Source organism: Marinicauda pacifica (assembly GCF_004793635.1).
GTDB lineage: Bacteria > Pseudomonadota > Alphaproteobacteria > Caulobacterales > Maricaulaceae > Marinicauda > Marinicauda pacifica.
The window spans coordinates 457,273-480,577 of the sequence record NZ_SRXV01000003.1 but is presented as its reverse complement, the minus strand read 5'-3'; the positions used below and the strand labels follow the sequence as shown (position 1 = coordinate 480,577).

The following is a 23,305-nucleotide window of genomic DNA, read 5'->3' as shown; positions in this document are numbered from 1 at the left end:
CATCTGAACTAGCACTTCTTCAAAATGAAAGTGATCTCAAGGCGGCGCGTTATCGCGACCAGCCGCTCGCTAATCACTTCGGGCACAGCAAGAGCGGCGATACGCTGACCTCGTGTAAGGCCGACATACAGGACGCGCTCAGGCTCTCCGATCTGCCCTCGCTCCAATCGCTCCACTAGCTCCTCGGCATTTCGTGGTGGAATGACGACACAGACAGCGGCAAACTGCTGGCCTTTGACACTGTGGATCGTGCTGACTGGGCATGAGGCGTTGTCTCGAATAATAAGCGCGCTCTTAAGATCAGATATGCCGTTCTCGCGCGGACGGTTGAGCAGTCTACTTCGTCCGCCATCAATTCGCGCCTCGAACACGGCTTTAACCCGAGCCAGCCACGCGCTTGGGTCTTCTGCCTCTTCCTCCTGCGGGCTGATCTCAGCGATAAGATCGACAACCGCGCCACGGTAATCAGAAAGCTCTACTTCATGCCGGACGAGGGCTTGATGAAAGCTCTCGTCCTCGTCAATCAAATCGAGGTACTCGAATAGCTGCCCGATGACCGCATCGATCGCGCTTACCTTGGTACGCCAATGGCGTTCAGCGGCGTTGTAAGCGGCGACATTGCTAGCCAGACGAACAGCAAAGCTTTTCTGCCTAGATCGGTCTATCGACCTCAAACCTACAGCCCGCCGCGCGGCGTTTTCTCGGTGCGCCAATACGGGCGCATCGAACGGCGAAAGGTCGGCAGCCTCCAGAATTTCAATGAACTTCTGACCAACTGAGGCCGGCACGGTATTGCGATATGGTCGGTAGCTGAGCACGTAGCCGCCGTCTACCTCGGCTTCTTTGGCGCAGAGTGCACCGATCTCATCATTCGGGGTGGGCTCTCGAAACAGGGAAGCCAAGCCGCTCACCCCGCTGACTGAGCGGAAATTGCCGGTCATCCTATGCCGGTCGCCTTCTCCGAAACGCTCTGCAAATCGGCGCAGCTCCGGCGCTGAACCATGGCGGAATCCGTAGATCGCTTGGTCGGAATCACCGATCACGGAAACTGGAAGGCCACGTTCACGCAACGATTGGATCACTCGCAGATCGGACGGATTACAGTCCTGCGCTTCATCGACGATCAACTCCGCAAACCGAGCAACCAACGCGCTTAGGATCGGGCGGAATGCGTCTGCCTCAATCCTTGCCTGCGCAAGCGACCTGGCGTCTTCGTAGTCGAGGTAGCCTGCTTGCTTGCGATTTCTCCAAACCGCAGAAGCGAACCCTTCATACTGAGCGGCATTTTGCACCTGAGCGACAAGTAGACGGTCATCTCCTAAAAGATCTGTTCGAAGGCGACCGGTATGGCGGTCAAAGAGCCGCAATGGGAAAGCCCGCATCGGCTTTCCCCCTCGCCGCCCCATCGTCGGCGAAATCAACTGATCACCAAGGTCAGGAACCAATCGGGCAGCGACACCCTGGTCTGTGCCGAAGGGCGCGATCAAGAACCGCCACAGAAAGCTGTCAAAGGTTCCAAGGAAGCTCGGAAATGGCGGGTAGTCGTGGCCGAAACGCTTTTCGATCTCGTCGACCGCCGCGTTGCTGAACGTAAGGATCGCCACGCCCCGGCGGGATGAAAGGTCGCTTAAGATGCGCTGCGCACGCTCGACCAGAACTCTTGTCTTCCCCGCCCCAGGACAAGCAGCTACGTAGACGGCGTTCGGACTCTGCACGATCCGGCGCTGGATCGCTGCAGCCTCTTCACGCTTATCGTCTAGCGACATGCCGCCTCAATAGCGCGGGTGAGATATTCAGGCGGCGCAAATGGATGCTCCTCAGCCCGATCCTCAATGAGAGCAGCAAGCTCCTGAGCGAAGTCGCCCTTTCTCGTGGATTTGAAGATCTCTCTGATCCTGGCCTTGTGGGCATCACTTTCGAGCGCAGCCATTTCATCCCATTTGACCTCGGAACGCTCGTGGAGTTTCAAATAGGCAGCTTTCATGATCGCTGCGTTTCCCGCCTCAAATAGATCAACCTCCAGCGTATCGGCGCTAAGCACCACTTCAAGCTGGTCGGCCGCATTCAGGTCATCCGCGAGCTTTTCATAGCTTGCTTTGCGTGTCGTCCCGGCTCCGGCATCTTCATCTGTGATCAAGATGACCTGATCGGCCAGTCGGACACCATCCGATCCTGAGAGCATCATTTTGATGTACGGCTCGAAATCGACCCCATCAATCGGCACAAAGGTCGAGCCTCGAAATTTTTTCTTCCGTATCTGCTCGGCTCTTATCCGGTCGGTTTTTTCCGGCTCGTCTACCTCAGACTCTTTTATCCGGGCGATGGCCTCTTCAAACATCCGATTGGCGATGACCGGTAGAAGTATGGCCTCGGCAATGCCTTCGACCAAGAGGCAGCGCCCCCCAAACAGAAGTGCGGCGCGTGTCACATCTAGGTAGCGATCAATCTTGCGGCGTTCTTTGGGGGTAAGATCGATCTTCGAAAGCGGCAGCGGTTTCGACTGTTTCCCTTGGCCAGCCTGCACTGTCCTCAACGCAATCAGGTTTGAAGAGGATGCCCATGACGTGAGGTTGGGCGAATGCGAAGCGACAATGACTTGAATCTTGCCGGCCGGCATGCCGGGAACCGTCTCAGCCGGCTTCTGCGCACGTTCCTGGAGGAAATCCAAGACCGACATCTGGAGATGCGGGTGAAGGTGCGCCTCAGGCTCTTCGACAAGGAATAGCGTGAGATCAGATTCCTGTGCCCGTTCAAGCTCGACTATGATTGTCGCCATGTACAGAAGGTTCGCGAAGCCTAAGCCAGAAAGAGCGATTTCACTCGCATCACCGTCAGCATCGCCAAGCCTGAATCGGAGATCGCGCGCAATATCGATTAATTGCTCGTTCTCGGAGAACCCAAGTTCCGCAGCCTGCTCCCTTACGCCGGAGGTGAGATCAGCAAGCTCCTTCGATACGGCCTCCTTGACTTGCCCCAAACCGGCATGGGTACCCGTCCGCTGCAGCGCACCTCGGAAAGCGTCATGGTCTGCGCTCGGGATGACATGGCGCAGCAACGCAAGCTTCCGCGTCGGATTCCCTGATGAGAGCGCGAACTGGGCGTCCCGCAGAGCTGGCAGGTAGACATGCCTGATCCGCTCGCGCGCGCCCTGCTCCGGCTGAGTATCATGAGCACCGCCGGTAAACCTGGGGCGTTTAGCGACACCCTCTTCGACCGTACATGTAAGCTTCAACTGAGCACTTGTTGCCGCCGGGTCAGAGAGTAGACTGATCAGGTCGCCCTGCTGCGCCGCAGAGAGGCCTGAAAATCTCCCTGCGATTGAGAAGCTCTTTTGATCAGTAAATCGATGGAGGTCTTCAAGCTCGCAATAGCGATCTACCCGGCCAGAGGCTGGAGGCGTTAGAAGGCGGATCGCCTCAATGACATTGCTCTTCCCGCCATTGTTTTCTCCGACCAAGACTGTGAGGTTTTCGTTCAGCGGAATTGTCGCTTTCGCAAACGACCGAAAATTCTCAATCTCTAATTTTTCCAGATACATACTGCGCCCCCACAATCTATTATTGCAATAATTGTCGTTTGAGAGCAACCAGCTCTATTTTGTAAACTGGCGACCGTGATTGGTGAAAAGCACAAATCCACATGAAGAACTCAGGGTAGTGACCAGAGCCCCGCGCCGCCCTCACTCATCATGATATTGCACGGCTAGGCAGCGGCGTGCATCGATCCAAGCTTTTTGGATTTTGTCCAATGTTCTCTGAGGTTCAACAAATCGATAGGGCCCCAGGGAGAGTCAAACCTCTGACCTCTGACCTCTGCCCTCGAAGGCACCGCTTTGCGCGTTGAACTACGGCTGCTCCAACCCAGCTTAGGAAGGGTGAATCACACTTTCTGAAAAATTTGAATCAAAGGCTCTGAAAACGCACACTGGCTGCGCGAACGGGGATGGGCGTAGATCCGCCCCGTGGAAAACTTGACTCGGCGGCGTGCCTCCCATATAGCCACCCGCTCACATCTGCAGGCGTATTGCGCTTGCCTTACCGGCACACGGAGCCCACCTGGCGGTGGGAGCACACTCCTGGAGGTCGGCGAGGTCCCCCGCTCGGCGAAGGCTCGCTCAGCGGGGCTCTTGGCGCGTGGGTTTTTGGATGGGCTGCCTCCGATCCTTCGAGGCCGGGCTGACGCCCGGCACCTCAGGATGAGGGAAGAGGATGGCAGAAACGGTAAGCCCTCATGCTGAGGTGCCCGCATAGCGGGCCTCGAAGCACGAGGGCGGGCAGAAGAGGCGGACTTTATGTTCGACGCGTTAAGCGAGAGGCTGACAGGGGTATTCGACCAGATTACCGGTCGCGGCTCGTTGTCTGAAAAGGATGTCGATGCGGCCCTGCGCGAAATCCGCGTGGCGCTGCTCGAGGCCGATGTCGCCCTGCCTGCGGTCAAGGATTTCGTCAAGCGCGTGCGCGAGAAGGCGGTCGGCGAGGATGTGATCCGCGCCGTGGCGCCCGGTCAGCAAGTCGTCAAGATCGTCCATGACGAGCTGGTTCACCTGCTCGGCGGCGAGGGCGAGCCGGAAGGCCTGCACCTGGAGGGCGAGCCCCCGGTCGCGATCCTGATGGCCGGCCTGCAGGGCTCGGGCAAGACGACGACGTCCGCCAAGCTCGCCAAGCGCATCACCGAGACCCAGCGCAAGAAGGTGCTGGTTGCCTCGCTCGACACCCGCCGCCCGGCGGCGATGGAGCAGCTCGCCCAGATGGCCGAGCGCGCCGGCGTCGCCTCCCTGCCCATCGTGAAGGGCCAGTCGGCGGTCGAGATCGCCAAGCGCGCGATGAGCGCGGGCCGGCTGCAGGGCTATGACGTGGTCATCCTGGATACGGCGGGGCGCACCTCGATCGACGAGGAGATGATGGGCGAGGCGGCCAAGATCGCCGAGATTGCCCGTCCGCGCGAAACCCTGCTGGTCGCCGACGCGCTGACCGGCCAGGACGCGGTGGAGACCGCGCGCCGCTTTGACGAGCGCCTGAAGCTGACCGGCCTGGTGCTGACACGGATGGACGGGGACGGGCGCGGCGGTGCCGCGCTGTCCATGCGCTGGGTCACCGGCCTGCCGATCAAGTTTCTCGGCACGTCTGAGAAGATTGACGGGCTGGACGCGTTCGACGCGAAACGCCTGGCGGGCCGGATTCTGGGGCGCGGCGACATCGTCTCGCTGGTGGAAAAAGCCTCCGCCGACGTTGACCAGGACAAGGCCGAAAAGCTCGCCAGGAAGATGGCGAAGGGCAAGTTCGACCTGGAAGACATGCGCGACCAGCTCAAACAGCTTCAGAAGATGGGCGGCCTGTCCGGGATCATGGGATTCCTGCCCGGCATGAACAAGGCGATGAAGGGCCAGATGGCCAGCGCCGGGTTCGACGACACGATGCTGAAACGCCAGGAGGCGATCATCCTGTCGATGACGCCGGCCGAGCGCGCCAAGCCGGACCTGATGAAGGCCAGCCGCAAGCGCCGCATCGCCAAGGGCGCGGGCGTCGAGGTGCCGGACGTCAACAAGCTTTTGAAAATGCACCGCCAGATGGCGGACATGATGAAGAAGATGGGCAAGAAGGGCGCCAAGGGCGGCATGCCGGGAATGCCGGGCATGCCCGGTGGCGGCAAGATGCCCCCCGGCTTCGACGATGCCACGGCCGATCTTCTGCAAGGACAAGCGCCGAAGGGCGCGAAAGGACTCCCCGGTCTGCCGGGCGGCGGGAGTTCAGGCAGTCTGCCCCCCGGATTCGGGGCAGGCGGGCCACTCGGGCCGGATGGCCTTCCGCTCGGCATGCCGAAAAAGAAATGATCTGACCTTAAAAGGACTTGAACTATGGCTGTTAAAATCCGTCTTTCCCGCGGTGGCGCGAAGAAGCGCCCCTACTACCGCATCGTCGTGGCCGATGCCCGCGATCCGCGCGATGGCCGCTTCATCGAGAAAATCGGCTCCTACAATCCGATGCTCCCCAAGGACAGCGAAGAGCGCGTCAAGATCGACACCGAGCGTGCGGCCGAATGGCTGAAGCACGGCGCGGTGCCGACCGATCGCGTGGCGCGCTTCCTGGCCGATGCCGGCCTGGTCGAGTGGAAGCACGGCGACAACCCGAAGAAGGGCACGCCGGGCGAGAAGGCCAAGGAGCGCGAAGCCGAGCGCGCCGAGAAGGAAGCGGCCAAGAAGGAAGCCGAGGAAGAAGCCAAGGCCGCGGCCGCAGCTCCGGCTGCCGAAGACGCGCCTGCCGAAGAGGCCGCTGCCGAAGCCCCGGCCGAAGAGGCCAAGGCTGACGAAGCGCCGGCCGAAGCCGAAACGTCCGAAGAGACCAAGTCGTAAGGCTTTTCGCCTTCGACCTGGCCGCCCTGCCCGCGACAGCGTGTGCGGGACGCGTGAATCGTGACCTCCCGGAGCCCTTCAAGGCTCCGGGATTTCGCCGTTAGAGGCTAGACTGTCTGCATGGCTGCCAAACCCGACCTCGTCGTTATCGGTGCCATCGCCGGCGCGCATGGCGTGCAGGGCGAGGCGAAAGTGCGCGCGTTCGGCGATCCGGCCATGCTGGCGAGCTACGGCCCCTTCCTGGACGAGACGGGCGAGGTCGTGTTCACGCCCCGGCGCGCGCGCCATTCGGGCGGGGAGACGGTGATCGTCGTGTTCGAGGAGGATACGACGCGCGAAGCCCTGCTGGCGATGAAGGGCACGCTGCTCTACGTGCCGCGCGCCGCGCTGCCCGAGCCGGACGAGGACGAGTTCTACTATTCCGACCTGGTCGGGCTGGCGGTGGAAGATGCCGGCGGCGCGCCGCTGGGTCAGGTCAAGGCGGTGCAGAATTTCGGCGCGGGCGATCTTCTGGAAATTACCGGGCCGGACGGCGTCTGGTATCTGCCCTTCACCAAGGAGGCGGTGCCCCATCTGGACCTGAAAGCCGGCAAGCTGGTCGCCAACCCGCCAGAGGCGGAGGCGGCGGAGGAGGCAGGGGACGGGGACGCATGACCTTCACTGCGACATGCCTGACCCTGTATCCGGAGGCCTTTCCCGGGGCGCTGGGAGTTTCACTGCTGGAAACTGCCAGAAAGAACGGCATTTGGGCGCTGGAGACGGTGGACATCCGGTCGTTTTCCCGTCATAAGCACGCCTCCGTTGACGACACGCCTGCTGGCGGCGGCCCTGGTATGGTGCTGCGCCCCGACGTGGCGGCGGCGGCGATCGACAGCGTCGAGCTCGGCTCGCGCCCGTTGATCTACATGACACCGCGCGGAAAACCGCTGACCCAGGCCCGGGTTCGGGAATGGGCGGGCGGTCCGGGCGTTGTCGTGTTCTGCGGACGTTTCGAAGGCCTCGACGAACGGGTCATCGAAGCCAGGCAGATGGAAGAGGTGAGTATCGGCGACGCCGTGCTGGCCGGCGGTGAAATTCCCGCGCAATACCTCATCGAGGCTTGCGTGAGACTGATCCCCGGCGTGCTCGGCAAGCTGGCCTCGACCGAAGACGAGAGTTTCGAGGGCGATTGTCTCGAATATCCTCACTACACCCGTCCGCGGGTCTGGGAGGGCCGGGACATCCCCGACGTGCTGCTTTCGGGCGACCACGCAAAGGTCGAACGCTGGCGGCGTGAGAAGAGTGAAGAGATAACGCAACGGCGCCGGCCGGATCTCTGGTCGAGATATCAGCGGCGTGATGGAGAAGAGCGATGAACCTGATCCAACAGCTCGAGCAGGAAGAAGCCTCCCGCGTGATGGGCGAAAAGACCCATCCCGATTTTTCCGCAGGCGATACCCTGTCGGTCAATGTGTGGATTCGTGAAGGCGAGCGCCAGCGTGTTCAGCGCTTCGACGGCGTGTGCATCGCCCGGTCCGGCTCCGGCCTGAACCAGAGCTTCACGGTCCGCAAGATTTCCTTCGGCGAAGGCGTCGAGCGGGTCTTCCAGCTCTACTCCCCGCTGATCGAGTCCATCGAGATCAAGAAAAAAGGCCATGTGCGCCGCGCCAAGCTGTACTATCTGCGCGATCGCCGCGGCAAGTCGGCCCGGATTTCCGAGCGTACGACCGGTCACGGTATCGAAGCGCGCCCGCCCAAGGGCAGCAAGTCCTAAGGCATTTGCGCGACCGACCCGATCAAGACGCCCGCCGGTTTTCCGGCGGGCGTTTTTCGTTGTGCCGGGGTGGCGTTCGGTAGAGGCGGTGAAGCCTTCCTCCTGCTCTTTCCCAGCGAATGCTGGGATCCCGGGATCGTGGGACACGACCGGGGATGGCGTCCGGGTCTCCGCACAGACGGACTCACACGCTGGAGGCGATGGCGCCCCACGCTCTCTGGGTCCTGACTTGCGTCAGGAAAGAGGAAGAGTCGGGAAAAGCGGGATCGGGGTGACGAGTGTCAGCCGGTGCGCAGGCGCTGGAAGGTGGCAAATTCGGCCCAGTCGACGCTGGCCGCGTCGTCCTCGCGCGCGATGGCGCTCGACAGGCTGGGGAGGAGCTGGCAGGCATCCTCGTGGGTGACCCGGCCCAGCCGGTTCTGGCGCTTCCAGTAGGTCCAGTAGGTGGTCAGGTGGGTCAGCGCGGCAACGTGATCGCCGATCGAGCGGAACAGGTCCGGTGCGCGCAGCAGCAGCGTGCACATCGATTGCGGCTCACCATCGCGCACGAAGCGCGCGACCGTTTCCAGATAGGTCATGCGCGCCTGTTTCAGCTCGTCCCAGCGCACGCGGATACAGTCGCGCATATTGATGATCGGCCGCTGGAGCGGGCGGTGGCGATAGACCCGGTCCTCGCGTTCCAGGGTCGCCAGGTCGGTCAGGAGCTGGGTCAGGCTGCGGGCGAGCGTGTCGGTCGACCACATGTAGTATAAAATGCCCTTCCAGCCGTAGACGCCCTCGTTGAACTCGGACTCCACCATGTGCAGCGCATAGCGCAACTGGTCGCGGGCCTGGCTCTCGGCTTCCTCGAACAGGACTTTCGCCAGGCGTTCTGACTTTTTCTGCGAGGTCTTGCCGCTCGTCGCCAGCTGGCCGATCTCGGCCATGTGGTCGAACACGAAGGCGCGCAGTTGCGGTTCGTCGTGGTGGTTGAGCGTCAGGAAGCGCGGGTCGATCTCGCGGCTGCCGAACTGGACCTTCAGCAGATAGGGGTCGAAGGAGGGGCTGCGCGACAGGATCTGCAGCGTCTCCATGTCGTCGATGAATTGTTCGTTCAGGGTCGGGTCGTCTTCCGGACCGTCGAGACGGCCCATGAACTCGACCAGCCGGGTTTCGAAATTGCCCGATTCCAGGAACATCCAGAACGCGCCGAGATTGAGGTCGTGGCGGTCGATCGGCAGGACCAGCTTGGTCACGATGGACCGGCGCGAATAGACGAAGCTTGCCTCGTGCCGGCGCAGATTGTGCTTGATGAGGAAGCAGCGATTGAGCCGGTCGTTGTGAAACAACGGCTTGGGTGACTCCTTCAGATCGGGAAAGCGCTGGTGCAAGCCGTACAGATCCAGCACCCGCGGCGAGCAGCCTCCGCGCACCAGGCGCTTGAGGTCATTGGGTTTCTGGATGAGCACGTGCGCCGCCCCGCTAGCCTGCCAAGGAGATCCAACCCTGTCAGAGAAGGGCTAAGGACGGCTTAGCAAAGGCGGTTAACGTGGCGCTAAAGGCTCATCTGCCGGAAGGCGAGGTCCTTCATGATCTCTTCGGAGCCCCCGCCGATCGCCATGACCTTGACCTCGCGATAGATGCGCTCGACCGCCTGGCCGCGCAGATAGCCCGCCCCGCCGAGAATCTGCATCGCCTGGCTGGCGCAGTATTCTGCGGTCTGGCTGGCGGTGAATTTCACCTTGGCGAGCTCGGCGGCCGGGATCTCGCCCTCGTTCAGAGTCCACGCGATGTGCAGGAGATAGGCATGGAGCGCGTCGATGCGCGCGCTCATATCCGCGATCTTGTGGCGGATGACCTGGTGGGAGATGAGGGGCTTGCCGAAGGTCTCGCGCTGTTTTGCCCATGCGACCGCGTCGTCAAAGCAGCGCCGCGCCATGCCGAGGCAGCCGGCCGCGAGGGCGAGACGCTCATAGTTGAAGTTATTCATGATGGCGAGCAGGCAGACACCCTCCTCGCCAAGCTGGCGGTGGGCGGGCACCTGCACGGCGTCAAAATGCAGGCTGGCCGTGTCCGAACTCCACCATCCCATTTTCCGGTCGAGCGCGGTTCGCGTGAAGCCGGGCGTGCCGGCCTCGACCAGAAAAAGCGAGATGCCGCCAAACCCCTCCCCGCCCGTGCGCGCGCCGACCACGAACCAGCGCGCCTTCATGCCGCCGGTGATGAAGGTCTTCTCCCCGTCCAGGATAAACGTGTCCCCGTCGCGCCGGGCGCTGGCCGTCAGGCGGGAGAGGTCCGATCCGCCTGAGGGCTCGGTCATCGCCAGCGCGCCGCCCTCGCGTCCGCTGACGATGCCGGGCAGGACTTCGGCCTTGATGGCGTCGCTCGCCAGCGCCGCGATCGGCCCGGTCATGATGTTGCGGGCGCCCAGAGAGGCATTCACGCCGCCCGGCGCGCCGTAGGCGAGCGCAATCCCGCTCTCGAGACGCATGAAGGCGTCATCGAATCCCAGGCCGCCATAGGCCTCGTCGATCCCGAAGCCGAACAGGCCCAGGGCGCCGGCTTTCTCATGCAGCTCCCAGGGAAAATCGCCGGCCTCGTCCCAGTCTTCGCCATGCGGCGCGATCTCGCGTTTCACGAAGCGTTCGACGCTATCGCGAAAGGCGGCGCGCTCGGGCGTCTCGAACGGGTTCTTCATCGGCGCTCCTCCTGATTTGCGAGGAGGTTAACCTCTCCGTTCGCGCCGTGTCAGCGCGAAATGCGCCGGTGCAACCGGGGCGCGCGTCCGCATGGCATCAAGGCATATGCACTCGGCGCGCGCGCCGCAGGCCGGTTCTAGCGCTGCGCGCGTCAGCCGGCTGACGCAGGAAGATCGAGGGCAAAGTCGCTGACGCGGCCCTCGCCGGTTTCACGCTCGCCCACAAGCGAGAAGCCGGCCTTTTCCAGCACGCGGCGGGCGGCATAGAGGTGGGTGAGGGTGGAGGCGGTCACCTTGCTCACACCGGGCTGAGCCTCCGCCCAGCTGAGCAGGCCCAGGACTGCCTCGGTGGCCAGGCCCTGCTCGCGGAAGCTGGGCAGCATGGAATAGCTGATCTCGATGCAGCCGTCCGCGCCGGGCGGACCGTGAAACCCGCCAATGCCGACCAGGCGCGGCTCCTGTCCGGGGCCCACATCCATGGTGAAGACCCAGCTATACCAGCCGGCAGTGTCCGGCCGGGATTCCAGATGCCCCGCCATCCAGTCCATGGTCTCGGCGGTCGTCAGCTCGGGCGGCCAGGAAGGCTCGTACTTCACGCCGAGCGCGGCGAAGAAGCCTTCGCGATCCTCGCTCTGAAGCCGGGCCAGATGGGGATCGAAGGCAATCAGGGTCAGCCGCCCGGTTTCGACAACCGGACCTGAAAACTGCGTCCCTGACGGGGAAACACCCATCGATGTCAGCCTTCCTCGCTGCCTCGCTCACCCGCCCGATCTAGGCGGATTTGCGTGCCCTGTAATCTAAAACTTATGTGTCGGCCGTGCAGGGCCTACATCTGCATGGCCCAGCCTTCGACCGCCATGGCCGCCTGACGCACCGCTTCCGACAGGGTCGGGTGGGCGTGACAGGTGCGCGCCACATCCTCGGATGCGGCCTTGAATTCCATCGCCAGGGCCAGCTCGGCGATCAGCTCGCCGCCATTCGGCCCGATGATATGGGCGCCCAGGATCTCGTCGGTCTTCGCGTCGGCGAGCACTTTCACGAACCCGTCCGTGGTGTGGTTGGTGCGCCCGCGCGAATTGGCCTGGAAGGGGAATTTGCCCACCTTGTAGTCGCGCCCGGCTTCCTTGAGCTGCTCCTCCGTCGCGCCCACACCGGCGATCTCGGGATAGGTGTAGACCACGGTCGGGATCGCATCGTAATTGACGTGCCCGGCCTTGCCCGCGATGAGCTCGGCGCAGGCCGTGCCCTCATCTTCGGCCTTGTGCGCCAGCATCGGCCCGGTCGTGGTGTCCCCGACGACCCAGATGTTGTCGACGCTGGTCCTGAAATGATCGTTGGCGATCACGCCGCGCTTGTCCGGCTCGATGCCGACATTCTCCAGGCCGAGGCCCTGGGTGTAGGGCCGCCGCCCGATGCAGACGATGACGATGTCGGCATCCATCGTCTGGGCATCGCCGCCATCGGCGGCCTCGGTGGACACTTTCAGCTTGGTCTTGAGCTTTTCGACGCCGGTGACCTTGCGGCTGAAGTGGAATTTCAGGCCCTGCTTCTCGAACAGCTTGCGCGCGGCCTTGGAGACTTCCTTGTCGAGACCGGGCAGGCAGTGATCGAGGAATTCGACGACCTCAACCTCGGCGCCGAGGCGCCGCCAGACCGAGCCGAGTTCCAGACCGATCACGCCGGCGCCGACCAGGACCAGCTTCTTGGGCACTTCCTTGAGTTCCAGCGCGCCGGTGGAGGAGACGATACGCTCCTCATCGATCTCGACACCCGGCAGGGGCGTCACTTCGGAGCCGGTCGCGATGACGATATTCTTCGTCTTCAGGATCTGGGTCTTGCCGTCGGCATCGGTCACCTCGACCTCGGTCTTCGACTTGATTTTGCCAGTGCCGGTAATGTGGTCGACCTTGTTCTTCTTCAGCAGGAACTTGACGCCGTCGGTGAGACCTTTCACCGCGTCGTCCTTCTGGGCCATCATCTGCTCGAGATTGAGCTTGAGCGCCTCGAATTCGATGCCATAGCCGGCAAAGTCCTTCTTCGCGCCCTCGTAGAGCTCGCTGGCGTGCAGGAGCGCCTTGGAGGGGATGCAGCCGACGTTCAGACAGGTTCCGCCCAGCGTTTCGCGCTTCTCGATGCAGGCCGTCTTCAGACCGAGCTGACCGGCGCGAATGGCGCAGTTATAGCCGCCGGGGCCGCCCCCGATGATCACGACGTCGTATTGATCGGCCATGAGTGAGATCCTTTGTCTGAGTGCGCGCTGGCGAGGAGCAGACCCTTCCGGAGACGCGCGAAATTGGCGTGTTGCAGCGCACCCTACTCCCGGCCTCGCGCGCGTCAACTCACCTGCGTGTCCAAGCGCGGGCGGAACGCAAGGCTGGTCCGGCGAGTTGTCAGATAGAAGGCCAAACCAGCAACAGGAGGCCTGCTCATGAGCCAACCCGTATCGCAAGCCCGCAAGAGCCTCTGGCGCGCCATTCTCATCGGCGGCGCAGGCGGGCTGGTCCTCGGCGCAATCGTGGGGGTCCTGATGGCCCTGATCCTGGGGCCCGTGTCGCTGACCGGCGCGATGGGTTCGCGCGCCATCCTCTTTCTCGCCTTCGAGGCCGGATTTGCCGGCGCGATCGTCGGTTCGCTCGTGGCGGCAATGTTCGAGCTCAGGTCCCGCTCACAGAAGCGTCCGCCGGCCGGGTCCTGACTGAAGGCGCGGGCGCTAGCGCAGTATCTTCTTCTGGCCGGCCCAGCGCGAGAACCACAACAGCCCCAGCAGCGACACGCCGATGAAAAGCGAGACGCCGAGCCCGGCCGCCCCCATCATCGCGTAGGCGCCGGTGAAGGCGTATTGGTAGATCAGATTCAGCAGGAAGAGGAAAAAGGCGAGACCGAAGAGCGGTTCCGCCCAGCGCTTGCGCACCAGGAGCCCGATGGAGGCGATGAAGGCGCTGAAAACGGCGATTGCCCAGATCGCCACGAACCAGCTCGGGAAACCGTAGAAATAGGCGAGCTGTTCCTCGCTGAAGCTGGACATATACGCGTCGACGCGAAACTGCGTCATCACATAGTCGACCACGCCCACTGCGTTCCAGAGCGCGGCCAGAATGGCGATGACCCAGAACCAGACCGGGGCCCTCGTGCGGCCTCCCGTATCGGTCGCTGCAAGTGACATGACGCGTCCTCCCCTGACGTTTTTTTATATTACGCGCAAAAAGGCTGTCGATTGGCAACAAAAAACGCGCCCGGCGAACCGGGCGCGTCTTTGATTGCGGGAAAGGGGCCTGCCCGGCCTAGATGTCGAGGATGAGCCGTTCGGGCTTCTCCAGGCTTTCCTTGACGCGGACCAGGAAGGTCACCGCTTCCTTGCCGTCCACGATGCGGTGATCGTAGGAGAGCGCCAGATACATCATCGGACGGATCTTCACCTCGCCATTGATGGCCATGGGGCGTTCCTGGATCTTGTGCATGCCCAGAATGCCGGACTGGGGCGCGTTCAGGATGGGCGAGCTCATCAGGGAGCCGTAGACCCCGCCATTGGAGATGGTGAAGGTCGCGCCCTGCATGTCGTCGATGGACAGCTTGCCGTCGCGCGCGCGCTTGCCGAGATCGATGATGTCCTTCTCGATCTGCGCGAGCGATTTGGTGTCGCAATCGCGCACGACCGGAACGACGAGGCCCTTGTCGGTGCCCACTGCGACGCCGACATCGTAATGGTTCTTGTAGATGATGTCGGTGCCGTCGATCTCGGCGTTGACGGCCGGGATGTCCTGCAGCGCGGTCACGCAGGCCTTCACGAAGAAGCTCATGAAGCCGAGCTTCACGCCGTGCTTGCTGGTGAAATCGTCCTGGACCTGTTTGCGCAGGGACATGATCGCGCTCATGTCCGCCTCGTTATAGGTCGTCAGCATCGCCGCGCTGTTCTGGGCTTCCTTAAGGCGCCGGGCGATGGTCTGGCGCAGGCGCGTCATCTTCACGCGCTCTTCGCGCTCACCGAGCTCGCGCGGCGCGGACGGCTTGCTTTCGCTCTTGGCCGGGGCGCTCGCGCCGCTTTCCAGCGCCTTGAGGGCGTCGCCCTTGGTCACGCGGCCATCCTTGCCCGAGCCTTCGACTTTGGAGAGGTCGAGATCGTTTTCCCGCGCGACGCGCTGGGCGGACGGCATCGCCTTGGCGTCGTCACCTGAAGGTTTCAACTTGGCCCTGGCCGGTTCCTTGTCCGCGGATTTGGCCTCGTCCTTCGATTTGGACTTCGATGCGCTACCGCCCGAGGCGCCGGCGCGGATCTTGGCGATCACCTGACCGGGCTCGACCGAATCGCCCTCGGAGACGAGGAGTTCCTCGATCTCGCCGGCTTCGGGAGACGGGACCTCGACGGCAACCTTGTCGGTCTCGATCTCGAGCAGGGTCTGGTCTTTCTCGACGGTGTCGCCGACCTTGACCGCCCATTCGCCGGCCGTCCCCTCGGAGACGCTTTCGCCCATCACCGGCACCTTGGCGTCGATCAGTTCGCCGGAGCCGGAAGCGCCGCCCTCGTCACCGGACGCCTTGGAGGCGCTGGCCTCCTTCTTGTCGTTGCCCTTGTCGCCTTTCGGCTGGGAGGCCTTGGCCTCGCCTGAGCCCAGTTCGCCGAGCTTGGCCCCGATCTCGACCGTCTCGCCTTCCTTGGCGGCGATGCTCGTCAGAGTGCCGTCGGCTTCGGCGCGCACTTCCACGGAGACCTTGTCGGTTTCGAGTTCGACGAGAATGTCGTCCTTCTTCACCGCATCGCCTTCGGAAATCTGCCACTCACCGACGGTGGCTTCGGATACGGATTCGCCAAGCTGGGGGACGGTAATATCGCTCATGGGCTTCTAGCTCGTCTTTCTTTCGCTATCGCGCGGGGCTATTTGCCAAGCGCGTCGTCGATGAGGGCTTTTTGCTGGGCCTGGTGTTTGGACAGGACGCCGGTGGCTGTCGAGGCGCTCGCCGCACGGCCAACATAGCGCGGACGCGACACCTTGTTGCCCGCCTTTTCCAGGCAGAACTCGATATAGGGTTCGACAAACGTCCAGGCGCCCATATTGCGCGGCTCTTCCTGGCACCAGACGATGTCGGCATTCTTGAACCGCTTCAGCTCGTCGATCAGCGACTTGGCCGGGAAGGGATAGAATTGCTCGACGCGCAACAGGTAGACATCGTCGATGTCGGTCTGTTCGCGCGCTTCGAGCAGATCGTAATAGACCTTGCCGGAGCACATCACGACGCGGCGGATCTTCTTGTCCTCGACCAGCCGGGTCTCGGTCCGCCCGGTCGCGACATCGTCGCGGCCCTCGCGCACCGCCGTGTCGGCATCGTCCCACAGCACGCGGTGGAAGGAGGAGCCCGGCCCGAACTCGAAGAGCGGGCTGACGCAGCGCTTGTGACGCAGAAGGCTCTTCGGCGTCATCATGACCAGCGGCTTGCGGAAGCCGCGGTGAATCTGGCGGCGCAGGATGTGGAAGTAGTTCGCCGGCGTGGAGCAGTTGGCAACCTGCATGTTGTCTTCGGCGCATTGCTGGAGGAAGCGCTCCAGGCGGGCCGAGGAGTGCTCGGGGCCCTGGCCTTCATACCCGTGCGGCAGCAGCATCACGAGGCCGGACATGCGCAGCCATTTGCGCTCACCCGAGGAGATGAACTGGTCGATGATGACCTGGGCGCCGTTGGTGAAGTCGCCGAACTGGGCTTCCCACATCACCAGCGTGTTCGGGGCCGACAGCGAGTAGCCGTATTCGAAGCCGAGCACGGCTTCTTCCGACAGCATGGTGTCGATCACCTCGTAGCGCGCCTGCTCTTCCTGCAGGTGGTTGAGCGGGGTGTATTTGGCTTCGGTGTCCTGGTCGATGACATGGGAATGGCGCTGGGAAAACGTCCCGCGTCCTGAATCCTGACCCGACAGGCGGACCGGGAAGCCCTCGGTGAGAAGCGTCCCGAAGGCGAGATGCTCGGCGGTCGCCCAGTCCAGGCCTTCGCCGGACTCGATCATCTTGCTGCGATTGTCGAGAACGCGCTTGAGCGTCTTGTGCACATTCACGTCGTCGGGGATCGTCGTCATGGACTTCCCGACCGACTTCAGCGTCTCGGTATCGACAGCCGTCTGACCGCGGCGCTCATCGTCCTCGGGCAGACCCAGACCGGACCAGACACCGTCCAGCCAGTCGGCCTTGGACGGGGTGTAATCCTTGCCCTTCTCGAACTCGGCATCGAGGAAATCCTCGAACTCCGAAATCCAGGCATCGATCTGGTCGGCCGAGATCAGGTCTTCCTTGACCAGGCGCTCGGCATATTGCTCGCGCGCGGACGGGTGGTCCTTGATCGCGTTGTACATCAGCGGCTGGGTAAAGGAGGGGTCGTCGCCCTCGTTGTGACCGAAGCGCCGGTAGCAGAACATGTCGATGACCACGTCCTTGCCGAAGAGCTGGCGATACTCGGTCGCGACCTTGGCGGCAAAGACCACCGCTTCGGGATCGTCTCCGTTGACGTGGAAGATCGGCGCCTGAACCATCAGGGCGACGTCGGACGGATAGGGCGAGGAGCGCGAATCCTTCGGGTCGGTGGTAAACCCGATCTGGTTGTTCACGATGAAGTGGATGGAACCGCCGGTGCGATGCCCCTTCAGGCCGGACAGGCCGAGGCATTCGGCCACGATGCCCTGGCCGGCAAAGGCCGCATCGCCGTGCAGCAGCAAGGGGAGAACGCGGCTGGCGGTATTGGAATCGTCCTCGGACTGACGCCGGTACTTGGCCTGCTTGGCGCGGACCTTGCCGAGCACGACCGGGTCGACCGCCTCAAGGTGGGAGGGGTTGGCCGTCAGCGAGAGGTGGACGGTATTGCCGTCAAACTCGCGGTCGGACGAGGAGCCGAGGTGATATTTCACGTCGCCGGAGGAATACTCCGCGCCGAGCGTATCGCCGCCCTGAAACTCGTTGAAAATGACGTGGTAGGGCTTGGCCATCACCGCGCCGAGCACGTTCAGGCGCCCGCGGTGCGGCATGCCGAGCACCATGTCGGTGACGCCGAGCGCGCCGCCGCGCTTGATGATCTGCTCCAGCGCCGGGACCATGGCCTCGCCGCCATCGATGCCGAAGCGCTTGGTGCCCGGATAGCGCTTGTGCAGGAAACGTTCGAAGGTTTCCGCCTCGACCAGCTTTCTGAGAATCGCGCGCTTGCCGTTCTTGGAGAAGGCGATCTCCTTGTCCGGCCCTTCGATGCGTTCCTGCAGCCAGGATTTCTCGTCCGGGTTGGAGATGTGCATGTACTCGACGGCGAACGTCCCGCAATAGGTGCGCTTGAGTACTTTGAGGATCTGCTTGACCGTCGCGCTTTCCAGGCCGAGATAGCCGGAGATGTAGATTTCGCGGTCCAGGTCGCCGGATTCGAATCCGTAAGTCTTCGGGTCGAGCTCGGGCTGGGTGCCGAAATTCGACAGGCGCAGCGGGTCGAGATCGGCCGCCAGATGTCCGCGCATCCGGTAGGCGCGGATCAGCATGATCGCGGAAATGGAATCCTTGACCGCCTGGCGGATCTGTTCGGGAGAGGCTTCGCCGCCGAGGCGCTCGCTGACCGCGTCGGGCAGGGCAGCCATCTCCGGTCCGATATCGCCCAGCGCGGAGACGAGCTCGCCATTGGCGGGACGCGGCCAGTCGCTGCGGCGCCATTTCGGCCCGGCCGCGGCGTGTCGCTGGTCCTCGCCATCGTCACCGACTTCTTCAAAGAAGGCGCGCCAGGAGTCCGGCACGGAGCCGGGGTCTTCGGCATGGCGTGCGGCCATCTGTTCGATGTAGGCGGCGTTTCCGCCGAATAGAAAGGAAGTTTCCAGGAAGGTCTGGTTCGTCACTGAACGTTCGTCTGGCATGGCGGCCCTTCAGGGCAATTGTAACCGCGCGGAGAGTGCGCCTTTGGTGGGTTTACCATCATCTATGCCGCATGCAACGCCGAGGGAAGACCATGATGTTCCAAAAGGTGTGCGATCTTCAGGCGAAGAGGGGTTCGCGGTCGCAATATAGGGTCAGTTCGCGCGCCGCTTCGCGCAGGAGATGGCCCTGGTGGTGAGCGGTGATCGCGGTCATGGCGTTCACCGCCAGGCATTCGAGCAGGGCGATTTCGCGCGCCTCGAACACCCGCGGCTGCGTGTCCATGACACACATCGCACCCAGTGCCAGACCCTCGTGATCGATGATGGGCGCGCCCGCATAGAAGCGCACGTTGGGGCTGCCCGTCACCAGCGGATGGTGCTTGAGCTTTGCGTGCTCGCGTAGGTCCGGCACCACCATTGTCTCCGCCGTGCTCACCGGAGTTTCGCACATCGCATGGGCGCGTGCCGTCTCCGTGACGTCGAGCCCTCGGATCGACTTGAACCATTGCCGGTCCTCGTCGAGCAGGGAAATGAACGCGATCGGCGCACCGAAGGCCAGCCGGGCCGTTTCGGTGAGGGTGTCGAACGAGGGATGCGGATCTGTGTCGAGAATACGGTAGGACCGCAATGCCTCCAGCCTCATCTTCTCCATGGAGACACTCCTTCACTGAACAAGTTCAATTTTGGCGGTCTAAGGCCTCCTGGCTTTCCAGTTTCTTAAGATAAAGCTTTGGTTTCCAGGCGAAGGTCAGTTGCGCGCAAAACGCCCCGGGCGCGAACGAAAAGGCCCCGGAGCCAGTGGGGCTCCGGGGCTTGATCCGATTTTCGAGTCGAGGCCCGGGAGCCTAGCCCTTCAGCAGCTCGCTCAGCGTCGTGCCGAGGCGTGCGGGGCTGTCGGCCACGGTGATTCCGGCCGACTTCATGGCCTCGATCTTGTCGTCGGCGCCGCCCTTGCCGCCGGCGACGATGGCGCCGGCATGGCCCATCGTGCGGCCCGGAGGCGCGGTGCGGCCGGCGATGAAGCCGACGGTCGGCTTCTTGCGGCCGCGCTTGGCCTCGTCTTTCAGGAATTGCGCGGCCTGCTCTTCGGCCGTGCCGCCGATCTCGCCGATCATGATGAGCGACTTGGTCTCGTCGTCGGCCAGGAACATCTCCAGCACGTCGATGAATTCGGTTCCCTTAACCGGGTCGCCGCCAATGCCCACGGCCGTGGTCTGGCCCAGGCCCTCATTGGTGGTCTGGAACACCGCTTCATAGGTCAGCGTGCCCGAGCGCGAGACGACGCCGACCGAGCCCTTCTTGAAGATGGACCCCGGCATGATGCCGATCTTGCACTCGTCCGGCGTCAGGACGCCGGGGCAGTTCGGGCCGAGAAGGCGCGAGCCGGAACCCTCGAGCTTGGCTTTCACGCGCACCATGTCGAGCACGGGAATGCCCTCGGTGATGCACACAATCAGGCCGATCTGCGCATCGATCGCCTCGATGATGGCGTCGGCGGCCCCGGCCGGCGGAACGTAGATCACGGACGCATCTGCGCCGGTCTTGTCCTTGCCTTCGGCGACGCTGGCAAAGATGGGCAGGTCGTGGCCCGCGCCGCTCCAGGTTTCGCCGCCCTTCTTCGGGTGCACGCCGCCCACCATCTTGGTGCCGGCATATTGCAGGGCCTGTTCGGTGTGGAAGGTGCCGGTCTTGCCGGTCAGACCCTGAACCAGGATCTTGGTGTCTTTGTTGACGAGTACGGACATGGCAATCAGCCCTTCTTCACAGCGTCGGTGATTTTCTTCGCGGCGTCGTCGAGATCGTCGGCGGACGTGATGTCCAGACCGCTCTCGTTCAGGATCTTCTTGCCCTTGTCGACATTGGTGCCTTCCAGGCGCACGACCAGGGGAACCTTCAGCCCGACTTCCTTCACCGCGGCGACCACGCCCTCGGCGATCACGTCGCAGCGCATGATGCCGCCGAAGATGTTGACCAGGATGCCCTGCACGTTCTTGTCGGCCGTGATGATCTTGAAGGCCGCGGTGACCTTCTCCTTGCTGGCGCCGCCGCCGACATCGAGGAAGTTGGCCGGCTCGCCGCCATACAGCTTGATGATGTCCATGGTCGCCATGGCAAGGCCCGCGCCGTTGACCATGCAGCCGATATTGCCGTCGAGGGCGATGTAGGCGAGGTCGTACTTGGACGCCTCGATCTCCTTGTCGTCCTCTTCGCTCATGTCGCGCAGCTCGCGCACGTCCTCGTGACGGAAGAGCGCATTGCCGTCGAAGCTGAGCTTGGCGTCGAGCACCCGCAGGCGGCCATTGTCCATGACGATCAGCGGGTTGATCTCCAGCATGCTCATATCCTTGGCCGTGAAGGCCTCGTAGAGCGAGCGGGCCAGATCGAGCATGTCGACGCGAGCCTGTTCGCCGAGCTCCAGCGCGTCGGCAATGGCGTTGGCGTCGTCATCGGTCACGCCGGTCAGCGGATCGATATCGATGGTGTGGATCTTTTCAGGGGTCTCGTCGGCGACCGACTCGATATCCATGCCGCCCTCGGTGGAGACGACGAAGGAGACCTGGCCGCTTTCGCGGTTGACCAGCAGGGACAGGTAAAGTTCGCGAGAAATGTCCGCGCCGTCCTCGATGTAGAGGCGGTTGACCTGCTTGCCGTCGGGGCCGGTCTGGTGCGTGACCAGCGTGTTGCCCAGCATCTCCTTGGCGTGGGCGACGACTTCGTCGACCGACTTGGCCAGGCGGACGCCGCCCTTGGCGTCCGGGCCGAGTTCCTTGAACTTGCCCTTGCCGCGGCCGCCGGCGTGAATCTGGGATTTGACGACCCAGAGCGGGCCGGGCAGTTGCTCCGCGGCCTTGCGGGCTTCGTCGACGGTGAAGGCGGGATGACCCTGGGCCACCGGCGCGCCGAAGCGAACCAGCAGAGCCTTGGCCTGATGCTCGTGAATATTCATGGAGTTCAATCTCTCGCAGTCGGTGAAGGCGAAAACGCGAGGGCCGGGATTTCCGGCCGGTGGGGGAGGCGATCGGGGGCGGTTATAACACCCGGCTTCGCAGGTGCAACGCGTGAGGCGCGGCTAAGGGCGAGATAACAGGGCGGTGACTGCGCCGGCGAGCCAGCCGAGCCCGGCTGACAGGCCCGCGACGAGCGGCAGGACCATGATCATCGTCGCCTGACCGCAATCGGCTCCGCCGGCGAGCTGGCACTCGGTCATGCGTGCGTCTGCCGTGCCGCTCAGCGCCAGGCTGATCAGCTGACCGGCCAGCAGCGGCAGGCCGGTCCCGATCAGGGCTGCCCCCATCCAGGTCAGCAGGCGCAGGCGCGCCAGACGGGCGCGGATGGCGATCGCGAGGCCTGCGCCGATCAGCGCAGGCAGGGCAATGTAGAGGGCGATCACGCCGCGCTCTCGCGTGAGGCGTCATGGGCATCGGGATGGGCATCGATCTCGGCCAGCTCGGCCGAGGTGGCCAGCAGGTTGATGAAGGGCTCGCGTTCGGCCTCCCTGACCGGCTTGCGTGCCCGGCTGCGCCAGAGCAGGACGGCGGTCAGCACGAAGCTGGCCCCGGCGGCAAACAGGAAGAGGCCGCGCCCTTCCAGCACGCTGCCATAGGCAAGCCCGGCCAGGATCGGGCCGACGATCGAGCCGAGCGCCCAGGTCACCAGAATGCCGGACGCGATGGCGGGAAGTTCCTCGGCGCGCGACCGGTCGGCCGCATGGGCGATGGAGATGCCGTAATAGGAGAGGCTGGCCCCGCCCCACAGTCCGGCCAGAGCGGCGCCGAGCCACAGTCCGGGGGTCACGAACACGGCCAGGATGGCGGCAAACAGGCCGGCGGTCGCGGCGGCCCCGGCCATGACCAGACGCCGGTCGACATGGTCGGAGAGCTTGCCTGCCGGCCACTGGACCAGAATCGACACGCCGTAGATGACAGCCATGACGAGCGCGGCCGACCCCGTGGTCGTGGTCGACAGGGTCTCGGCCCAGATCGGCACGAAACCCAGCACGCCGGTATTGATCACCCCGGCCCCGAACGCGGCAACGGCTGCGGCCGGTGCGATCGTGAGCAGGCGGAAGGGCGACACGCGGTTGCCGGCCGGCAGGGCCGGCTGGCCGCGGCGGGTCGCGGTGATCGGAATGAGCGCCAGCGCGAGAAAGATGCCGCCGAGCACGAAGCTCTCCAGCAGCTCGATCCCCGGCAGGGCGATCAGGAACGGTCCGAGGATGAGCCCCGCCCGGCCCAGGATCTGGTAGATCGAGATGACTCCGCCGCGCGCTTCGGAGGGCGTGGCGTCGGCCAGCCAGCTTTCGGCCACCGCGAAGATGCCCGCGGCACAGAAGCCGAAGCCGATACGTGCGATCAGCCACCAGATCATATCGCTGTTCAGGGCCAGCATCAGGGTGAGTGCGGCCGCGCCTCCGGCAAAGGCCGCGTAGGCGCGGATATGCCCGATCGACTGGATGACCAGCGGTGCAAGCAGGCCGCCGAACAGGAAGCCGATCGCGTAGCCGGCCACGACAAAACCGATCGAGAGCCCGCTCCAGCCCGCCGCGGCCATCGCCAGCGGCAGGGCCACGCCCAGCACGCCGACCGAAATCTGCAGCAGGACGGTCGCTCCCATGACTGTCGCGACATTGCGGTAAATTGTCATGGGTGCTCACCTCTCCCGGTTCGG

At 63.6% G+C, this 23,305-nt stretch carries 20 protein-coding genes; 6 read left to right on the top strand and 14 right to left on the bottom strand.

The genetic code is table 11. From position 1 onward, the window contains the following. Positions 1-8 precede the first annotated feature (8 nt). Complete coding sequence (locus tag E5162_RS12205) at positions 9-1,766, bottom strand: UvrD-helicase domain-containing protein (RefSeq protein WP_135945532.1); 1,758 nt, start codon at positions 1,764-1,766, stop codon at positions 9-11. Next, on the bottom strand, positions 1,757-3,538 hold the full coding sequence (locus tag E5162_RS12200; protein WP_135945531.1) for an ATP-dependent nuclease: 1,782 nt from the start codon (positions 3,536-3,538) through the stop codon (positions 1,757-1,759). The genes E5162_RS12205 and E5162_RS12200 overlap by 10 nt, the downstream gene beginning before the upstream one ends. A gap of 753 nt (positions 3,539-4,291) precedes the next feature. Here E5162_RS12200 and ffh point away from each other — a divergent pair. The 5 genes from ffh to rplS all read left to right on the top strand — a co-directional run bounded on the left by ffh (position 4,292) and on the right by rplS (position 8,102). Then, positions 4,292-5,830, top strand: coding sequence for a signal recognition particle protein (ffh, locus tag E5162_RS12195; RefSeq protein WP_135945530.1), 1,539 nt, complete (start codon positions 4,292-4,294; stop codon positions 5,828-5,830). 24 nt (positions 5,831-5,854) lie between these two features. Then, complete coding sequence (gene rpsP, locus E5162_RS15195) at positions 5,855-6,349, top strand: 30S ribosomal protein S16 (RefSeq protein WP_135945529.1); 495 nt, start codon at positions 5,855-5,857, stop codon at positions 6,347-6,349. A gap of 120 nt (positions 6,350-6,469) precedes the next feature. Continuing rightward, complete coding sequence (rimM, locus tag E5162_RS12185) at positions 6,470-7,003, top strand: ribosome maturation factor RimM (protein ID WP_135945528.1); 534 nt, start codon at positions 6,470-6,472, stop codon at positions 7,001-7,003. Continuing rightward, the gene (trmD, locus tag E5162_RS12180; RefSeq protein ID WP_135945527.1) at positions 7,000-7,704 is read left to right on the top strand and encodes a tRNA (guanosine(37)-N1)-methyltransferase TrmD; all 705 of its coding nucleotides are present in this window, start codon (positions 7,000-7,002) and stop codon (positions 7,702-7,704) included. Before rimM ends, trmD begins: the two co-directional genes overlap by 4 nt. Beyond that, a complete protein-coding gene (gene rplS / locus E5162_RS12175) occupies positions 7,701-8,102 on the top strand; it encodes a 50S ribosomal protein L19 (RefSeq protein WP_135945526.1) in 402 nt (133 codons plus the stop codon). Before trmD ends, rplS begins: the two co-directional genes overlap by 4 nt. 281 nt (positions 8,103-8,383) lie before the next feature. Here the strand turns inward: rplS and E5162_RS12170 are convergent, their stop codons facing one another. From E5162_RS12170 to lpdA, 4 genes are all read right to left on the bottom strand, one after another. Next, a complete protein-coding gene (locus E5162_RS12170) occupies positions 8,384-9,550 on the bottom strand; it encodes a hypothetical protein (protein WP_135945525.1) in 1,167 nt (388 codons plus the stop codon). A gap of 86 nt (positions 9,551-9,636) precedes the next feature. Further along, positions 9,637-10,779 (bottom strand): acyl-CoA dehydrogenase family protein, encoded by a 1,143-nt coding sequence (locus tag E5162_RS12165; protein ID WP_135945524.1) that lies wholly within the window; start codon positions 10,777-10,779, stop codon positions 9,637-9,639. Between the two features lie 152 nt (positions 10,780-10,931). Further along, positions 10,932-11,510, bottom strand: coding sequence for a GNAT family N-acetyltransferase (locus E5162_RS12160; protein ID WP_135945523.1), 579 nt, complete (start codon positions 11,508-11,510; stop codon positions 10,932-10,934). Positions 11,511-11,605: 95 nt separating this feature from the next. Continuing rightward, positions 11,606-13,009, bottom strand: coding sequence for a dihydrolipoyl dehydrogenase (gene lpdA / locus E5162_RS12155; RefSeq protein ID WP_135945522.1), 1,404 nt, complete (start codon positions 13,007-13,009; stop codon positions 11,606-11,608). A 198-nt stretch (positions 13,010-13,207) separates the two neighbouring features. Here lpdA and E5162_RS12150 point away from each other — a divergent pair, with 198 nt between their 5' ends. Next, positions 13,208-13,474 (top strand): hypothetical protein, encoded by a 267-nt coding sequence (locus E5162_RS12150; RefSeq protein WP_135945521.1) that lies wholly within the window; start codon positions 13,208-13,210, stop codon positions 13,472-13,474. 15 nt (positions 13,475-13,489) lie between these two features. On the opposite strand, the gene E5162_RS12145 is transcribed toward E5162_RS12150, so the two are convergent. The 8 genes from E5162_RS12145 to E5162_RS12110 all read right to left on the bottom strand — a co-directional run bounded on the left by E5162_RS12145 (position 13,490) and on the right by E5162_RS12110 (position 23,281). Then, positions 13,490-13,942, bottom strand: a complete 453-nt coding sequence (locus E5162_RS12145; protein WP_135945520.1) for a hypothetical protein — start codon at positions 13,940-13,942, stop codon at positions 13,490-13,492. A 118-nt stretch (positions 13,943-14,060) separates the two neighbouring features. Next, entirely contained in the window at positions 14,061-15,611 is a 1,551-nt protein-coding gene (gene odhB, locus E5162_RS12140; protein WP_135945519.1) for a 2-oxoglutarate dehydrogenase complex dihydrolipoyllysine-residue succinyltransferase, read from the bottom strand. 38 nt (positions 15,612-15,649) lie between these two features. Then, positions 15,650-18,637 carry a 2-oxoglutarate dehydrogenase E1 component gene (locus E5162_RS12135; protein ID WP_135945518.1) on the bottom strand — a complete coding sequence of 996 codons (2,988 nt, stop codon included), beginning with the start codon at positions 18,635-18,637 and terminating at the stop codon, positions 15,650-15,652. Between the two features lie 118 nt (positions 18,638-18,755). Then, positions 18,756-19,289, bottom strand: coding sequence for a GAF domain-containing protein (locus E5162_RS12130; RefSeq protein WP_135945517.1), 534 nt, complete (start codon positions 19,287-19,289; stop codon positions 18,756-18,758). A gap of 193 nt (positions 19,290-19,482) precedes the next feature. Next, complete coding sequence (gene sucD, locus E5162_RS12125; RefSeq protein ID WP_135945516.1) at positions 19,483-20,382, bottom strand: succinate--CoA ligase subunit alpha; 900 nt, start codon at positions 20,380-20,382, stop codon at positions 19,483-19,485. A 5-nt stretch (positions 20,383-20,387) separates the two neighbouring features. Continuing rightward, positions 20,388-21,584: an ADP-forming succinate--CoA ligase subunit beta gene (gene sucC / locus E5162_RS12120; protein ID WP_135945515.1), complete on the bottom strand. Its 1,197-nt coding sequence runs from the start codon at positions 21,582-21,584 to the stop codon at positions 20,388-20,390. A 123-nt stretch (positions 21,585-21,707) separates the two neighbouring features. Next, entirely contained in the window at positions 21,708-22,028 is a 321-nt protein-coding gene (locus E5162_RS12115; protein ID WP_135945514.1) for a hypothetical protein, read from the bottom strand. Further along, positions 22,025-23,281 carry an MFS transporter gene (locus tag E5162_RS12110; protein WP_135945513.1) on the bottom strand — a complete coding sequence of 419 codons (1,257 nt, stop codon included), beginning with the start codon at positions 23,279-23,281 and terminating at the stop codon, positions 22,025-22,027. The genes E5162_RS12115 and E5162_RS12110 overlap by 4 nt, the downstream gene beginning before the upstream one ends. Positions 23,282-23,305 lie beyond the last annotated feature (24 nt).

What these genes read in the sequence shown, in the direction of transcription:
- E5162_RS12205 (WP_135945532.1), bottom strand. Translation starts at nt 1,766, where the DNA reads ATGTCGCTAGACGATAAGCGTGAAGAGGCTGCAGCGATCCAGCGCCGG.
- E5162_RS12200 (WP_135945531.1), bottom strand. Translation starts at nt 3,538, where the DNA reads ATGTATCTGGAAAAATTAGAGATTGAGAATTTTCGGTCGTTTGCGAAA.
- ffh (WP_135945530.1), top strand. Translation starts at nt 4,292, where the DNA reads ATGTTCGACGCGTTAAGCGAGAGGCTGACAGGGGTATTCGACCAGATT.
- rpsP (WP_135945529.1), top strand. Translation starts at nt 5,855, where the DNA reads ATGGCTGTTAAAATCCGTCTTTCCCGCGGTGGCGCGAAGAAGCGCCCC.
- rimM (WP_135945528.1), top strand. Translation starts at nt 6,470, where the DNA reads ATGGCTGCCAAACCCGACCTCGTCGTTATCGGTGCCATCGCCGGCGCG.
- trmD (WP_135945527.1), top strand. Translation starts at nt 7,000, where the DNA reads ATGACCTTCACTGCGACATGCCTGACCCTGTATCCGGAGGCCTTTCCC.
- rplS (WP_135945526.1), top strand. Translation starts at nt 7,701, where the DNA reads ATGAACCTGATCCAACAGCTCGAGCAGGAAGAAGCCTCCCGCGTGATG.
- E5162_RS12165 (WP_135945524.1), bottom strand. Translation starts at nt 10,779, where the DNA reads ATGAAGAACCCGTTCGAGACGCCCGAGCGCGCCGCCTTTCGCGATAGC.
- E5162_RS12160 (WP_135945523.1), bottom strand. Translation starts at nt 11,510, where the DNA reads ATGGGTGTTTCCCCGTCAGGGACGCAGTTTTCAGGTCCGGTTGTCGAA.
- lpdA (WP_135945522.1), bottom strand. Translation starts at nt 13,009, where the DNA reads ATGGCCGATCAATACGACGTCGTGATCATCGGGGGCGGCCCCGGCGGC.
- E5162_RS12150 (WP_135945521.1), top strand. Translation starts at nt 13,208, where the DNA reads ATGAGCCAACCCGTATCGCAAGCCCGCAAGAGCCTCTGGCGCGCCATT.
- E5162_RS12145 (WP_135945520.1), bottom strand. Translation starts at nt 13,942, where the DNA reads ATGTCACTTGCAGCGACCGATACGGGAGGCCGCACGAGGGCCCCGGTC.
- odhB (WP_135945519.1), bottom strand. Translation starts at nt 15,611, where the DNA reads ATGAGCGATATTACCGTCCCCCAGCTTGGCGAATCCGTATCCGAAGCC.
- E5162_RS12135 (WP_135945518.1), bottom strand. Translation starts at nt 18,637, where the DNA reads ATGCCAGACGAACGTTCAGTGACGAACCAGACCTTCCTGGAAACTTCC.
- E5162_RS12130 (WP_135945517.1), bottom strand. Translation starts at nt 19,289, where the DNA reads ATGGAGAAGATGAGGCTGGAGGCATTGCGGTCCTACCGTATTCTCGAC.
- sucD (WP_135945516.1), bottom strand. Translation starts at nt 20,382, where the DNA reads ATGTCCGTACTCGTCAACAAAGACACCAAGATCCTGGTTCAGGGTCTG.
- sucC (WP_135945515.1), bottom strand. Translation starts at nt 21,584, where the DNA reads ATGAATATTCACGAGCATCAGGCCAAGGCTCTGCTGGTTCGCTTCGGC.
- E5162_RS12110 (WP_135945513.1), bottom strand. Translation starts at nt 23,281, where the DNA reads ATGACAATTTACCGCAATGTCGCGACAGTCATGGGAGCGACCGTCCTG.